Here is a 16,388-nt window from a genome sequence, read left to right on the forward strand (position 1 = left end):
AAGAAAAATAAATATATGCAACACCCCTTTAAAAAATTTTAGTTCACCCTTATTAATAAATAAATATTCATTCACATGCACATGGAGTTCAAATATGAAAAATAGAGTTGTTAAAGCAAAAAACGTATTGGCTTTTCGTATTTGGTTAGAAAAATTAGGATACTCTGTTAAAAATCTTACAGATAATCGTGGCTTTACATTTAGTTTTAAAAAAGAATATGGCTTAGTCACCTGCGACTTATCTGGTAATGCTTTAGCAATGCAACTCGGTGAAGAATTTGAAGATCATTTAAAAGCATGATCTTAGCAATAGATATGCAATCAGGGTTCCAAATGGATTTGGAATCCTTAATCTCTAAAGTTCACAATATTTAAATTTTCTCCTGATTAACCCTTCATTTTCTGACCATCTCTCATAAAATAACATTGGAACAAACTTGAATTCCAAGTATTATATTGCGGTAGTCGAGGGATGCTGCGACGATTGATTGGTACTAAAGATCAATTTGCCAGGCTCGACCATCGGTTAGACACTCGCTTTAACCAACAACGGCATCCGCGAACAGAATGATCCATACTATTTTTCTAGGAGATCCTGATGAACGCGGTTACTGCTTCATTTACAGATTATAAAGTTGCTGATATTTCACTCGCTGATTATGGCCGTAAAGAAATCAAACTTGCTGAAGCAGAAATGCCAGCTTTGATTGGTTTACGTAAGCGTTATTCGGCCGAGAAACCACTTGCTGGTGCAAAAATTTTGGGTTGTATTCATATGACAATCCAAACGGCTGTACTGATTGAAACATTAGTTGAACTCGGTGCAGAAGTTCGTTGGACATCATGCAACATCTTCTCTACTCAAGATCACGCTGCTGCTGCTATCGCTGCTGCGGGTATTCCTGTGTTTGCTTGGAAGGGCGAAACTGAAGAAGAATACATGTGGTGTCTTGAACAACAAATCAATGTAAATGGCACACCTTGGGATGCCAACATGATTCTTGATGATGGTGGTGATTTAACACTACTTGTTCACGAAAAATACCCTGAAGTGATTGCAAAAATCCACGGTGTAACTGAAGAAACAACAACAGGTGTTCAACGTCTGTATGAAATGTTACGTGATGGCACTTTAAAAGTTCCTGCAATCAACGTAAATGATTCCGTAACGAAATCTAAAAACGACAACAAATATGGTTGCCGCCATTCTCTAAATGATGCGATCAAACGTGGTACAGATATGTTGTTATCTGGTCGTCGTGCACTTGTGATTGGTTACGGTGATGTAGGTAAAGGTTCTGCACAATCACTTCGTCAAGAAGGCATGATTGTACGCGTAACTGAAGTAGATCCAATCTGTGCAATGCAGGCATGCATGGACGGTTACGAAGTTGTATCTCCATACAAAAATGGCGTCCAAACAGGCAAGAAAGAAGACATCAACCTTGACCTTCTTCAAAATACTGACCTTATCGTAACAACAACGGGTAACTACCACGTTTGTGATGCAGCAATGCTTGATTCATTAAAAGCGGGTGCAGTAGTTTGTAACATCGGTCACTTTGATACTGAAATCGACACGAACTACCTTCGTGGTTACAAATGGGTTGAAGTTAAGCCTCAAGTTCATCAAGTGTATCGTTCAGAAAATGAAAATGATTACTTAATCCTTCTTTCTGAAGGTCGTTTGGTTAACCTAGGTAATGCAACTGGTCACCCATCACGTATTATGGATGGTTCTTTTGCTAACCAAGTGTTAGGTCAAATGCACTTGTTCGCTGAGAAATTTGCTGATCTTCCTGAAGATCAAAAAGCTGAGAAAATCCGTGTAGAACTGATTCCTAAGAAATTAGATGAAGAAGTAGCTGCGGCAATGGTTCTTGGCTTTGGTGGCGTGTTAACCCAGTTGACTCAAGTACAAGCAAATTACCTTGGTGTGCCTGTAGAAGGTCCATTCAAATCTGACGCTTATAAATACTAAGAAAACTAGGGCAGACGTTTGACGGACTGCCCTTTTTTCTAAAAATTTCCAAGCGATTTTAAAAAGGATTTGAAATGACAAAACGTGTTCCTATTTCTTTTGAGTTTTTCCCACCAAAAACTGATGCAGGTGCGGAAAAGTTAAAAACTGTTCATCAAGAACTACAACTATTAAATCCAGAATTCTTCTCGATTACCTATGGTGCGGGTGGTTCTACACGTGAACGTACTTTAGCTGCAATTAATGATTTCAATGGCAAAGGTACACCCGTAGCCCCTCACCTTTCATGTATCGGTGATGACAAAGCACGTATCGCTGAACTTTTAGACTTATACAAATCACAAGGAATTGATCGCATCGTCGCATTGCGTGGTGATTTACCATCGGGTCAGGTTGGTTTAGGTGAGTTGCCTTATGCACAGGACTTAGTTCGCTTTATTCGTGAGCATTCAGGTGATCACTTTCATATTGAAGTTGCAGCCTATCCAGAAATGCATCCTCAAGCTGACACCTTTGATGCTGACATTCAACGTTTTGTTGAAAAAGTAAATGCCGGTGCAAATGCAGGTATTACCCAATTTTTCTTCAACCCAGATGCTTATTTCTATTTCATCGAGCGCATTGCTAAAGCGGGTGTAAATATTCCTATTGCGCCAGGTATTATGCCGATTACCAATGCAAGCAATCTAATTCGCTTTGCAGATGGTACAGGTGCAGAAATCCCACGTTGGATTCGCAAGCAACTCGCTGCTTATGGGGATGACAGTGCGAGCATCAAAGCATTCGGTCATGAAGTCATTGTAAAGCTTTGCGAACGCTTGATTGCTGGTGGTGCACCAACACTCCATTTTTATTCTATGAACCAAACTGAACCAACTCGACAACTCGTTGTTGATCTGGGTTTAAATTAATTTGTACGAGCCGCTCCCAAACATGAATCGTTTTTATATCGAAACCGAACTTAATACTGGCAATACCATTGAATTAACTGAATCGGTATTTCATCATTGGGTGCGTGTACTTCGCGCGAAAGAGCAAGAACAAGCCACCTTTTTCAATGGAAAAGGTGGTGAGTATGTTGTAACACTCACTGAAATTAATAAAAAAAATGCGTTTGTTTCTATTGATCAATTTGATTCTGTAGATCGTACTGCACCTTTTAGTGTTGTTTTAGGTCAAGTTATGAGCAAAGGTGATCGTATGGATTATGCGATTCAAAAAGCCACTGAACTTGGTGTTACGACGATTCAGTTATTGACCAGTGAACGCTGTGAAATGCGACTTAAATATGATCGTGATCAAAAAAAGTTGGATCATTGGCAATCGATTGCAATAGCGGCATGCGAACAATGTGGAATGAATCGTGTTCCTCAAGTGTTAGCACCAATTAGTTTGGATGAATGGTTCAGTTCTAACCTACCTGAATCTCGTTTTGTTTTAGCACCAAACAAAAATCAAGAAAATGTATTGCAAAATAGCCAAAATAACTTAGCTTTACTCATAGGACCTGAAGGTGGTTTAAGTGAAGCAGAAATTAACACTGCAAATGTAAATCATTTTAAAAACTGGTGTATTGGAGACCGTGTTTTAAGGACTGAAACCGCTCCAGTTGTAGCCTTATCTATTTTAAATTATCACTTCGCTAGCAATTAAAGTTTTGGATTGCTTTCAGCTGGGTTTAGCGGTAATTTAAAATAAAATACAATCATGTTTACACAAAAACAAACACTGTAAACAGAGATAAAAATGAAAAGGATTATTCTTTATATGTTAGGGGTTCAGGAAAAAAATTTGTCAAATTTTGTTTATACGGATCAAATTAACTATCCTAATCATGTGCGCCTATTTGTTTTAAGCGTATTTTGTATTTCACTATTAGACTATGTTTTATTTGGTTTTTTTTATTCGTTTGATAGTAATGTCTTTTCAGTTTGGATGGCAATCACGCTCATCTCTCTGTTGTGTTTCTATACGATTTGTCATTTCTCATTAAAACATTATTCATCAGTACGCTTTACTCAGAAAACCAATATTACCTTTCAAATCATATGCTTTTTAACTGGATTATTATTGGGAATTAGTACCATCGTTATTAATTCATTTCTCATAAAAGATGTTCCTACGTTATCGGCTTCACACATACTGACGTTAACTGCGCTATTACTGACCTCATCTCACATTATTGCACTGACATTTTTAACTCAGCATATTCGTTATTTTTTCCTTTTTTTTATTCCAAGCATTACACCTTTAGTCATTTCACAATTTATCCATCGTGATCAAGAACATAGTTTATTTTATCTTGCCTATTATTCGTCTTTTTTAGCAACATTACTTTGCGCTCAAGCCACCTTCAAAATTCATCAACGTCTTTCGCAAGTGTTAGAGAAAAATAAACAATTAATTGACATTGCAGAGCAACATAACCAATGGACCGAAGAACTTTGCCAGCAGTTGCAAAGAGAGGTGAATAAATCAAAAGATATTGAAGCCCAGCTTCAATTTAATAATCATTTATTAGAACAGAAAGTCAGAGAACGTACCTATGACTTGACTGAGATGAATGAGAGTTTGCAAGAACATCGTCAAAACTTAGCCTTTGCACATGAGACAGCAGGGATTCGACCTTGGGAATGGAACTTAGAAAATAATACCGTTGGTATCACAAACTCTCATTGTAAAGAAGTTACTCGAGATTCTAGTAATCACTACTCGCTTCTACATAAAATCGTACATCCTGATGATGTCGAACGTGTAAAAAACACTTTGTACGCTCATCTCTGTGGACAAACTGACCGTTATGAAGAAACTTTCCGTATTAAACGCCCTACTGGTGAATGGACGTGGATTCATGATGTAGGACAAGTCATTCTTCGAAATAAAAAAGACGGAACACCCTTACGAATGGTCGGTATTCATCGCGATATCAACCAAGAAAAGAAACATCAAGAAAGATTAAAACTCGCTGCAAGTGTATTTGAGCAAGCTTCTGAAGGTATCTTCATTCTAGATGAAAATTTCAATTTTATTGAAGTGAATCCTAAATATGAACAATTGTCAGGATTGAGTAAGCAATTTATTTTAAAAAAGCAATTATTTGAAATTACTAAACAAAATAAACAACACCATCATAACTTCCATCTCTCTATTCTTGATACTTTACACGAAGAACACGAGTATGAAGGCGAATTCCAGGAAACCTATCTTTCTGAAAAATCATGTTTTTTATGGATGCATATCAATGCCGTAAAAGATGAATCAGATAGAGTGATTAACTATATCGGGATTGTTTCCGATCAGACAGAACGTAAACATCAAGAACAGCGTTTATCTTATCTAACCAATTATGACACCCTGACTGATCTACCGAATCGTTTTTATTATCATCAACAACTCCACCAATATTTAGTTAATGAAGCCTCTATTCAGCATCTTGCTGTTATTCGTTTAAATATTGATAGATTCAGAGCACTCAACGAATTGTTGAGCAATCAAGCAGGAAATGAATTATTAAAACAAGTCGCGCAAAGACTGAGAATTAGTAATATTGATGCGCTATTGGTTGCACATTTAAGCGCCGATGATTTTGCAATCATTTATGAAATGTCACCACTACATCCACCAATCAATCAACTGTGCAGCAATATTGTCGAAGCCTTTAGTAAACCGTTCTATATTGCAGATCAAGAATATGTGGTGAGTATTTCAATTGGTGTTGCCATTTATCCTGAACATGGTCGACAAGTTGATAATTTAAATACTCATGCTGAACAAGCGCTAACTGAAGCAAAACGATTGGGTGGTAATACCATTCGTTACTATTCTAGTGAACGAACTAATTTCGTTGCGAAACATACTGATTTAGAGTTAGATCTAAGAAAAGCCATTCAAAATAATGAGTTGGTTGTTTATTATCAACCTAAAATTTTTGCTAAAGATTGTCAAATCAACGGTTTTGAAGCTCTGATTCGTTGGAAACATCCAACGAAGGGTTTGATCATGCCAGATATATTTATCCCTTTAGCAGAAAGTACAAGTCTCATTTCCGATATCGGTCGATTCGTACTCTATGAAGCAGCCAAGCAAATACAAGCATGGAAAAAGTTAGGATTTCATCATATCCATATTGGTGTAAACATTGTTGCTCAACAGATATTACGTGGTCAGTTACTTCACGATATTGATGCCGTTTTAGAACAGTATTCAATTTCGGGTGAAAATTTAGAATTAGAAATTACAGAATCTGCATTTTTGGAAAATACAGAAAGTGTGAAAACGGTTCTAAATGCTGTTAAAGAACGCAATATCTCGATAGCACTTGATGACTTTGGAACAGGTTATTCATCCCTCGCTTACTTAACCGAATATCCAATTGACATCCTTAAAATTGATCGAGCTTTTATTTCAAAAATCGGTAATCCTAAACAAGATGCGATCGTTAATGCCATGATTGCTATGGGTAAAACGATTGGCTTAAAAGTTGTTGCGGAAGGTGTAGAAACAGAACAGCAACGGGAATATTTGAAACGACAAAACTGTGACATATTACAGGGTTACTTATTTGCAAAACCATTAACAGCTGTACATGCAACCGAATATCTTCAACAACACATGCGACTGTCAACCGCAAGATATTCCATTTAATAGCATTTTCAAGCTTTTTTGCTGTTAATTTGGGCACAAATAAAATTGTCAATAAGCTTTAACGTTCAGTGAAAATAAGCTTTTTTGACTGTGCGAATGCATGAACTAGTGCTATATTCTTGTGCACTTATTTTAATATAATCATCAGGTATATAGACTTGGTGGTTATCGGAACAATCGAGACTCAGATGGACGATCAATCTTTAAAACAAGCCGCTTTGTATTACCATGAATTTCCAACACCAGGAAAAATCAGTGTGACACCTAGCAAGCAGCTCGTTAACCAACGAGATTTAGCGCTTGCATATTCCCCTGGTGTTGCCGCTCCATGTTTGGAAATCGAACGTGACCCTTCTGCTGCTGCGAAATACACAGCACGTGGAAATCTAGTCGCCGTCGTAAGTAATGGTACAGCAGTGCTTGGTTTAGGAAATATTGGTCCTCTTGCTTCTAAACCAGTTATGGAAGGTAAAGGCGTTCTATTTAAAAAGTTCGCTGGTGTTGATGTATTCGATATCGAAATTGCTGAAAATGATCCAGACAAAATTGTGGATATTGTTGCTTCATTAGAACCAACATTTGGTGGTATTAACCTAGAAGATATCAAAGCGCCAGAATGTTTCTACATTGAAAAGAAACTTCGTGAACGCATGAAAATTCCTGTATTCCATGATGACCAACATGGTACCAGTATTATTGTTGGATCTGCATTACTCAATGCATTACAACTCGTTAATAAGAAAATCGATGAAATTAAAATCGTTGCTTCTGGTGCAGGTGCTGCAGCACTTTCATGCTTAGATTTACTTTGCGCCCTCGGTGTAAATAAACAGAATATCGTTGTTGCAGACTCACGCGGTTTGCTGACTACATCTCGTGAAGGACTTGATGAGTCTAAAAAACGTTATGTTCAAGACATTCAAGCATCGCAATTACATGAAGTAATGACGGGCGCTGATATGTTCTTGGGTCTTTCTGCCGCAGGAATATTAACCAAAGAAATGGTTAAAGTAATGGCTGAAAATCCAATTATTTTTGCGCTTGCGAACCCAGATCCTGAAATTTTACCTGAACATGCTCATGAAGTTCGTCCAGATGTCATTATGGCAACAGGTCGTTCAGACTATCCAAACCAAGTAAACAACGCGCTTTGCTTCCCTTATATCTTCCGCGGCGCACTCGATGTCGGTGCAACAACCATTAACGAAGAAATGAAAATTGCATGCGTACACGCAATTGCACGCATGGCACATGTTGAAGCAGACGCAGCAACTTATGGTGAAAAATCTGCATCATTTGGTCGTGATTACCTTATCCCTCGCCCACTTGATCAACGTCTGATTTTAGAAATTGCACCTGCTGTGGCGAAAGCTGCAATGGATTCTGGTGTTGCAACTCGCCCAATTGAAGATTTCTCTGCATATCGTCAAAGACTTTCTGAGTTTGTTTATAACTCTGCATTCTTGATGAAGCCAATTTTCTCTCAGGCAAAAACAGATCCTAAGCGCATTGCTTATGCTGAAGGCGAAGATCAACGCGTATTACGTGCAGTACAAATTGTTGTTGACGAAGGTTTAGCTAAACCTATTCTTATTGGTCGTACTGCCGTTATTGAAGACAACATCAAGAAACTGGGTTTACGTTTACAACACGGCGTCAATATTGAGATCGTTGATCAAGAAACCAATCCTTTATATGATGATTTTTGGAAAGACTACCACAACACGATGCAACGCAAAGGCGTAACCGTTGAATATGCTCAACGCGAAGCACGTCGTCGTTCGACATTGATTGCAGCTTTATTGGTAAAATTCGGTAAAGCAGATGGTATGTTATGTGGTACTTATTCAAGCTACGACATCCATTTAGATTTCGTAAAAAACGTGATTGGTTTGAAAGAAGGTCGCAGCACATTCTTTACCTTAAATGCATTGATGCTTGAAGATCGCAACTTGTTTATTGCAGATACGTATGTAAATACTAATCCTACTGCTGAACAACTTGCTGAAATGACAATTTTAGCAGCTGAAGAAGTTCGTCGTTTTGGTATCACTCCACGTGTTGCTCTACTTTCTCATTCAAGTTTTGGTAGTGATCAATTTGATCCTAGCGCTCAAAAAATGCGTGAAGTTTACCGCTTACTGACTGAACAAGCACCTGAACTTGAAGTTGAGGGTGAGATGCATGGTGATGCAGCTTTAGATGATACTATCCGTCATTTTGCCTATCCAAATTCACGTTTCAAAGGTTCTGCTAATCTATTAATTATGCCAAACCTTGATTCTGCAAATATTTCTTTCAATTTATTGAAAGCAACTTCAGGCAATAATGTAACCATTGGGCCGATCCTTTTAGGTGCAGCAAAACCTGTTCATATTTTAACACCAACAGCGACTACACGTCGTTTAGTGAATATGACAGCACTTACTGTTGCTGAAATTCAACAAAGCCAAAACTAATAACCTTTAGTGAAGCTTGCCTATAAAAGCTTCGCTTAAGACTTGAGAAAACCTCTATTCTGTAGCATGATTGTGTGAAGAATAGAGGTTTTTTCATGCAAGTTTATTTAGTAGGCGGTGCTGTTCGAGATCATTTGCTCGGTCACCCCTATCACGAAAAAGATTATGTGGTGGTTGGAGCAACACCCGAGCAATTATTATCTGAAGGTTACCAACCCGTTGGAAAAGATTTCCCCGTTTTTTTGCATCCGAAAACAAAAGAAGAATATGCACTTGCGCGCACAGAGCGTAAATCTGGGATGGGTTACCATGGTTTTCAGTTTTTTACAGATACAACCGTAAAATTAGAAGAAGATTTGATTCGCCGAGATCTCACTATTAATGCTATGGCAATGGATGACTCTGGTAAAGTTTATGACCCGTATGGTGGTCAAAAAGACCTAGATCATAAAATTTTACGTCATGTTTCAGATGCTTTTACTGAAGATCCTCTTCGCGTACTCCGTGTTGCTCGATTTGCTGCACGCTATGCTAGTTATGGATTTCGTATTGCTGATGAAACATTGCAACTAATGAAAGATATTGCTCAATCAGGTGAATTAAATGCTTTAACGCCTGAGCGTGTTTGGAAAGAAACATCAAGAGCATTGATGGAAGATCATGCAGATCTCTATTTTCAAACATTGAAGGACTGTGATGCTTTAAAAATTCTTTTCCCTGAAATCGATGCTTTATTTGGCGTGCCTCAACGTCCTGAGTACCATCCTGAAATCGACTGTGGTATCCATACCCTAATGGCACTTAAACAGGCTTGTGTAGCAAACTACCCACTTGAAGTCCGTTTTGCTGTATTGGTACATGACTTAGGCAAAGCCCTTACACCTGTTGATGAATTACCACGGCATATCCTACATGAAGAACGTGGTATACAACCTGTAACCGAGATATCAGATCGTTTAAAAATACCAACATATCTTAAAAATTTAGCGCTAATTGTTTGTAAAGAACATTTGAAATGTCATCAAGTTAAAAATCTTAAACCAGGAACATTATGGCGTTTATTGCAACGTTTAGATGTATTACGTAGACCTGAAAAGGTGCTTGCTTTTGTCCAAGCCTGTGAATGTGATGCTAAAGGTCGTTTAGGTCTAGAAGATCGCCCCTACCCTCAAGCACAGTATGTTTTGGATGCGATGGAAATCGTGAGAAATATTAGAGCACAAGATTTGCCTGATCATATTCAAGGTGCGGAAATCGGTGAAATGCTGATTCAATACCGCATTGAAGCATTGGCTAAATTTAAAGAGCGGCATGCTGAGTAAGAAAATTTAAATGCCTCAATCAATAAAAAACCCAGTCAAATCGACTGGGTTTTTTTAATCTTTACTGAATCAGTAAAAATTATTGAGCAGCAGCAGCTTGAGCAGCGGCAACTTCATCAGCAAAGCTCATTTCAGCTTTCTTCTCAATACCTTCACCTACTTCGAAGCGAACGAATTGAGCTACAACTGTACCAGTTGCTTTCAATACATCAGCAACTTTCTTATCGTTGTCGATAACATACATTTGACGATCAAGAGCAACTTCGTTCAAGTATTTATCAACTGAACCTGAAACCATTTTCTCTACGATGTTCGCAGGCTTACCAGATTCTAAAGCTTTTGCTTCAGCAATTTCTTTCTCTTTAGCGATCAAGTCAGCTGGAACAGCTTCAGCACTTACAGCAACTGGGTTGAACGCAGCAACGTGCATTGCAATACCTTTACCAGTATCAGCATCACCTGTGTAAGAAACTACAACACCGATTTTTAAACCGTGTTTGTAAACAGCTAAGTTTTCGCCTTCAACGATTTGAGCACGGCGAACTTGAATGTTTTCACCGATTTTTTGAACAAGTGCAACACGAGCTTCTTCTACAGTAGCACCGTCTTCAAGTTTCAATTCAGCAATTTTCGCAGCATCAGTTTCGTTTGCAGCAAGTGCAGCAGCAGCAACTTTATCAGAAAAGTTTTTGAAGTTTTCGTCTTTAGCGACGAAGTCAGTTTGACAGTTAACTTCAACAAGAATCGCTTTGTTACCGTTTTGAATAATTGTGATCGCACCATCAGCAGCAATGTTACCTGCTTTTTTAGCAGCTTTTGCTTGACCTGATTTACGAAGGTTATCAATCGCAAGTTCGATGTCACCGCCTGCTTCTGTTAATGCTTTTTTGCATTCCATCATTGCAAGACCAGTACGGTCACGTAATTCTTTTACCATGCTCGCAGTAACTGCAGTCATGTTGATCTCCTAAAATCGGTAGAATATGAATCTTTTCAACAAAAACGGCCCAAAGTTTTCTCTGGGCCGCTCTGCTTTCTCGACGCTCAATTTGTCATCATTTTAAATCACAAAAATGACAAGCTTGCGTCAAAACGCCTTAAGCCTCAGGAGCTTCTTTCGCAGCTTCTTCGCCTTTAGCTTGTGCATTTGCTTGTGATTGAGCGTATTCTTTACCAGCAAGAATCGCATCAGCCATTGCTGAAGCATACAAAGTAACTGCACGGATCGCATCGTCATTACCAGGAATAACATAATCAACGTTATCTGGGTTAGAGTTTGTATCAACGATACCAATTACAGGAATACCCAAGTTTTTAGCTTCTTTAATTGCAATTGCTTCGTGATCAACGTCAATTACAAATAATGCGTCAGGTAAACCACCCATGTTTTTAACGCCGCCTAAAGCACGTTCAAGTTTTTCCATCTCACGAGTACGTTCTAAAGCTTCACGTTTAGTAAGCTTAGCAAAAGTACCATCTTGAGCTTGAGTTTGAAGGTCTTTTAAACGGTTGATAGATTGGCGAAGTGTTTTCCAGTTCGTCAACATACCACCTAACCAACGGTGATCTACATATGGTTGACCAGCGCGTTGAGCTTGTTCACGGATGATGTTTGAAGCAGCACGTTTAGTACCAACAAACAATACTTTGTTCTTTTTGCTTGCAAGATTGTTTACAAAGTTCAATGCATCATTTAACGCAGGAACAGTGTGCTCAAGGTTGATGATGTGAATTTTGTTACGCGCGCCAAAAATGTATTGACGCATTTTTGGGTTCCAGAAGCGAGTTTGGTGACCAAAGTGTGCGCCTGCTTGAAGAAGGTCGCGCATGCTTACGTTGTAATCTGCCATTTTCTTTACCTTAAGTTTGGGTTAGGCCTCCATATATCCGCATTCTCCACCTATTGCTAGGCACCCAGAGTAATGTGACGATATATGTGCGGATTTTGTAAAACTATTTCACAATGTTTCACGGACAATTTCTAAACAGAAAATTATCACGAAAAGCATTTGATAAAATAGGCGGCTATTTATACCATAGACACTTGCAAATTACCAAAAGTTTTTAGAGATCATGAATACAACTTATACAGCTCCTCGTCGATTAATCAAAACACCTGAAGAAATTGAAAAGATGCGTGTTGCAGGTAAATTGGCGGCTGAAGTTTTAGACATGATTAAACCGCATATTAAAGCGGGAGTGAGTACTTTAGAACTCGATACAATCTGTCGCAATCATATTGAAAATGTGCAACACGCTATTCCAGCATGTGTGGGTTATGGTGCTGCACCAGGCCGCCCTGCTTTTCAACATTCGATTTGTACTTCAGTCAACCATGTTGTTTGTCATGGCATTCCTTCTGACAATAAAATTTTAAAAAATGGTGATATTTTAAATATTGACGTGACTGTTATTAAAGATGGATATCACGGTGATACAAATATGATGTATGTGGTAGGGGGTGACACTTCTATTTTAGCTAGCCGTCTTTGTTCTGTAGCTCAAGAAGCAATGTATCGTGGTATGGCAACGGTTAAAGATGGCTCATATTTAGGTGATGTGGGCCATGCCATTCAACAATATGTTGAATCCGAACGTTTCAGTGTTGTGCGTGAATATTGTGGTCACGGTATTGGTAATGTATTCCATGATGAACCACAAGTTTTACACTATGGGCAAAAAGGTACAGGCATGCGTTTAGAAGCTGGCATGACCTTTACCATTGAACCGATGGTGAATGCTGGTGTTTGGCAAACGAAACTTTTAGGTGATAAATGGACTGTTGTCACAAAAGACCACAAGTTATCTGCTCAATATGAACATACGATTTTGGTAACTAAAACGGGCATTGAAGTGTTAACTGCACGCCCTGAAGAAGATTTATCTCGCTTTATGTAATTTATTTCATTTAAAAAAAGCTACTTCGGTGGCTTTTTTTACGCATTCACAATTTCTTCATCAATTTATCTAAATCAAACAAAAGTATTCATAAGCATAACAATTATAAATTCTAACTAAACAAACCATTTAGTAAAAAGGGTTATTTTGAGGGGAATAAAAAGTTCCTTATAAATCGGACATGGAGTCCTCCTTATGAAAAAACACATCCTTTGTGTTGCTATAGGTATTGCTGCAACCTTACCAACAACTACTTTCGCTGAATCACCTTATTTTAGTTTGAAAGATGGAGATGGGTTTAAGCGTTTTTCTGTCTCTGCTGGCTGGTTGCATGCCATGCCACAAGGAAGTGCTAATCCAATCAATATCAATACCAGTGTTGCAGAAGGGTCTAAATCTAAGGTTGGATCAGTGACCGCAGAATCAGTATTAAATGCAATTGATCGCTCTACAGAAGAAGGTCAGACTAAATATAATACTTTATCGACATTACTTAAAACCCCTATCGTTTCAAGTGTTATTTCTGAACAGATAGATGGTGTTACCCATTTAAGAAGTAATATTTCTGGTGAAGCTACAATCAATGGATTATCAAACTGGCAAGCTCAAGGTACCGGTTTAGAAGCCGACGATGTTGATACTGTTGGTATAATGATGAATTATCATTTCACAGATAATCTTTCTCTAGAAGTAAAAGCAGGTGTTCCGCCAAAAGTCGATATCAAAGGGAAAGGTGATATTTACGCACCATTAACTGGTGTAGATAAACCAGGAGGTATTGGTGCAGTTCTGGGTGATATCCCTTTAAAACAAGACATTCATATTACAGACCTCACACAAGGTGATAAAGCTGCATCTGCGCGCGCTTGGCTACCAGCCGTAGAACTCCATTATCAATTTGGTAAGTCTGGTGTCAATAAATTCCGCCCCTACGTTGGAGCTGGTGTCATGTACGCATACTTCAACTCATTAAAAATGAATTCTGGTATTGAATCCGATCTCATCAAAGCAGGTCATATGATTCAAAACATTCATGATGGAAAAGCTGGCGCAGCCTTAGATGGTAAAACCTCATCCGCAGATCCTATTGTCAAACTCAAAGCAACAGATACCTTTGCACCGATTGTGACTTTAGGTGCTACCTATGACTTTAATCCAAATTGGTTTGCTGTTGGCTCTGTGTCTTATTCAAAAATGAATAATGAGGCCAAAATTTCTGTAACCGACCGCAATACAGGCAAAGAATTGATCAGAGCAAATACAAAAATTGATATTGATCCTCTAATTACTTATGTCGGTGTTGGCTACCGCTTCTAAACCAAGATCAAGAAAAAAGCAGCTCGTGCTGCTTTTTTTTATTTTTCGCGACTTTTTAAATCAATCTGAATAAAAATCACGCACCAAGAACAGACAGTTTTAATAATCTTGTTAGACAAAATTTTCATTTATTTATTTTATTAAACTTAAATGTTTTACGAAGATAAATCAGATTAATAAAATTAAATCATTATTCCAATTATAATGAATAGTTTAAATTATTCATTTGGTTGATAATTTGTTTTGGCATGGCACTTGCTTTACATCAAACATGTTGGATCAACGATGATTCACAAAATTTTGATGACGGCCAACGATGTCCGCTCTGTTCGATTTGCTTTTGTAAACGTTTACTAAGCAAAAATTAATAACGTACAGTTCAGGAGAAGGCCATGTCTTCAAAAATGAATTTAAATGCAAAAAAAGCCACTGAAATAAAATTATTTAGCTTTTCAACTCCTGCAATGCGTGCCTTCCATATGACTTGGCTTGCATTCTTTGTTTGCTTCTTCGCATGGTTTGCTTGCGCACCACTGATGCCCGTTATTAAAGGGGAATTTAATTTAACCAAAGATCAAATCGCGAACATCAATATCGCTGCTGTTGCAATCACAATCCTCATTCGCCTTATCGTCGGTCCGCTATGTGATAAATATGGTCCTCGCAAAACTTATACCGCATTATTAATCTTAGGCAGTATTCCTGTATTCGGTGTTGCAGCAGCAAACACCTATGAATCTTTCTTATTCTTCCGTCTTCTGATTGGTGCGATTGGTGCAAGTTTTGTAATCACTCAATACCATACTAGCGTTATGTTTGCTCCAAACGTAGTAGGTACAGCTAACGCGGCATCTGCGGGTTGGGGAAATGCAGGTGGCGGCGCGACACAAGCAATCATGCCATTAATTTTGGGCGCGATCGTAATGTTTGGTGTTGAACAAGCAATGGGTTGGAGAATTGCACTGCTTGTCCCTGGTGTAATGATGCTCATTGTTGGTGTGCTTTATTGGAAATTGACTCAAGACTGCCCACAAGGTGATTTCAAAGAATTACGTGCGAATGGTGTAGAAGTTGGTAGTGGTAAAAAAGGTGGCATGGCTATTTTGATGCAAGCTGCACGTAACTATCGCGTTTGGATTCTATTCGTATCTTATGCTGCATGTTTTGGCATCGAAATCTTCATTCATAACATTGCTGCAATGTACTACGTTGACCATTTCAACATGGGTTTAAAAGAAGCAGGTTTAACTGCTGGTATCTTTGGTTTGCTTGCATTATTTGCTCGTGCACTTGGTGGAATCGTATCGGATAAAGTCGCGCTTACCAAAGGCTTAGATGGTCGTACTAAAATTTTATTTATCCTCATTTTACTTGAAGGCTTGTTCTTAATTTTATTCTCTCAAATGAATACGATTGGTTTGGCGATTATCACCATGACTGTATTTGCACTATTTACACACATGTCATGTGGTGCAACTTACGCATTAGTACCATTTATTGATCGCAATGCACTGGGTGGCGTAGCAGGAATCATAGGTGCAGGCGGAAACGTAGGTGCGGTTGCCGCAGGTTTCTTACTCAAAGGATTACTCGATGTTCAAACCTGTTTGATGATTTTGGGTTGCCTCGTGACTGTGGCTGCATTTAGTGTCATTCTCATTCGCTTCTCAGTTGAACATAAAGACAAAGAAAAAGAATTATACGAGCAAGCTTTGCTTGAGCGTAATTTAACAACCTAAACGCTTACTTTGGAGGATGAGGCTTTCT

Annotated in this window: 12 protein-coding genes; 10 read left to right on the forward strand and 2 right to left on the reverse strand. The window is 38.4% G+C overall.

Annotated features, from left to right (window positions below; translation table 11 throughout):
• The first annotated feature begins 94 nt into the window (after window positions 1-94).
• The 7 genes from F933_RS14775 (at window position 95) to F933_RS14805 (ending at window position 10,406) form a co-directional block, all read left to right on the forward strand.
• Window positions 95-301, forward strand: a complete 207-nt coding sequence (locus F933_RS14775; RefSeq protein WP_004654498.1) for a hypothetical protein — start codon at window positions 95-97, stop codon at window positions 299-301.
• A gap of 297 nt (window positions 302-598) precedes the next feature.
• The gene (ahcY, locus tag F933_RS14780) at window positions 599-1,981 is read left to right on the forward strand and encodes an adenosylhomocysteinase (protein ID WP_005062553.1); all 1,383 of its coding nucleotides are present in this window, start codon (window positions 599-601) and stop codon (window positions 1,979-1,981) included.
• A gap of 74 nt (window positions 1,982-2,055) precedes the next feature.
• On the forward strand, window positions 2,056-2,892 hold the full coding sequence (metF, locus tag F933_RS14785; RefSeq protein WP_005062554.1) for a methylenetetrahydrofolate reductase [NAD(P)H]: 837 nt from the start codon (window positions 2,056-2,058) through the stop codon (window positions 2,890-2,892).
• A 22-nt stretch (window positions 2,893-2,914) separates the two neighbouring features.
• Complete coding sequence (locus F933_RS14790) at window positions 2,915-3,634, forward strand: 16S rRNA (uracil(1498)-N(3))-methyltransferase (protein ID WP_005062555.1); 720 nt, start codon at window positions 2,915-2,917, stop codon at window positions 3,632-3,634.
• A gap of 114 nt (window positions 3,635-3,748) precedes the next feature.
• A complete protein-coding gene (locus F933_RS14795; protein ID WP_005062556.1) occupies window positions 3,749-6,625 on the forward strand; it encodes a bifunctional diguanylate cyclase/phosphodiesterase in 2,877 nt (958 codons plus the stop codon).
• 188 nt (window positions 6,626-6,813) lie between these two features.
• Window positions 6,814-9,084 carry an NADP-dependent malic enzyme gene (locus F933_RS14800; RefSeq protein WP_005054849.1) on the forward strand — a complete coding sequence of 757 codons (2,271 nt, stop codon included), beginning with the start codon at window positions 6,814-6,816 and terminating at the stop codon, window positions 9,082-9,084.
• A 95-nt stretch (window positions 9,085-9,179) separates the two neighbouring features.
• Complete coding sequence (locus F933_RS14805) at window positions 9,180-10,406, forward strand: multifunctional CCA addition/repair protein (RefSeq protein WP_005062557.1); 1,227 nt, start codon at window positions 9,180-9,182, stop codon at window positions 10,404-10,406.
• Window positions 10,407-10,485: 79 nt separating this feature from the next.
• Here the strand turns inward: F933_RS14805 and tsf are convergent, their stop codons facing one another.
• Window positions 10,486-11,364 (reverse strand): translation elongation factor Ts, encoded by an 879-nt coding sequence (gene tsf, locus F933_RS14810; RefSeq protein WP_005062559.1) that lies wholly within the window; start codon window positions 11,362-11,364, stop codon window positions 10,486-10,488.
• Window positions 11,365-11,503: 139 nt separating this feature from the next.
• Window positions 11,504-12,256: a 30S ribosomal protein S2 gene (rpsB, locus tag F933_RS14815; protein ID WP_005054855.1), complete on the reverse strand. Its 753-nt coding sequence runs from the start codon at window positions 12,254-12,256 to the stop codon at window positions 11,504-11,506.
• A gap of 223 nt (window positions 12,257-12,479) precedes the next feature.
• Here rpsB and map point away from each other — a divergent pair, with 223 nt between their 5' ends.
• The 3 genes from map to F933_RS14830 all read left to right on the forward strand — a co-directional run bounded on the left by map (window position 12,480) and on the right by F933_RS14830 (window position 16,360).
• Window positions 12,480-13,304, forward strand: a complete 825-nt coding sequence (gene map, locus F933_RS14820; RefSeq protein ID WP_005062560.1) for a type I methionyl aminopeptidase — start codon at window positions 12,480-12,482, stop codon at window positions 13,302-13,304.
• A 195-nt stretch (window positions 13,305-13,499) separates the two neighbouring features.
• Window positions 13,500-14,621 carry an OmpW/AlkL family protein gene (locus F933_RS14825; RefSeq protein ID WP_005062561.1) on the forward strand — a complete coding sequence of 374 codons (1,122 nt, stop codon included), beginning with the start codon at window positions 13,500-13,502 and terminating at the stop codon, window positions 14,619-14,621.
• A 392-nt stretch (window positions 14,622-15,013) separates the two neighbouring features.
• Window positions 15,014-16,360, forward strand: a complete 1,347-nt coding sequence (locus F933_RS14830) for an MFS transporter (RefSeq protein ID WP_005062562.1) — start codon at window positions 15,014-15,016, stop codon at window positions 16,358-16,360.
• Window positions 16,361-16,388: the final 28 nt, after the last annotated feature.

This window comes from Acinetobacter beijerinckii CIP 110307 (genome assembly GCF_000369005.1).
GTDB lineage: Bacteria > Pseudomonadota > Gammaproteobacteria > Pseudomonadales > Moraxellaceae > Acinetobacter > Acinetobacter beijerinckii.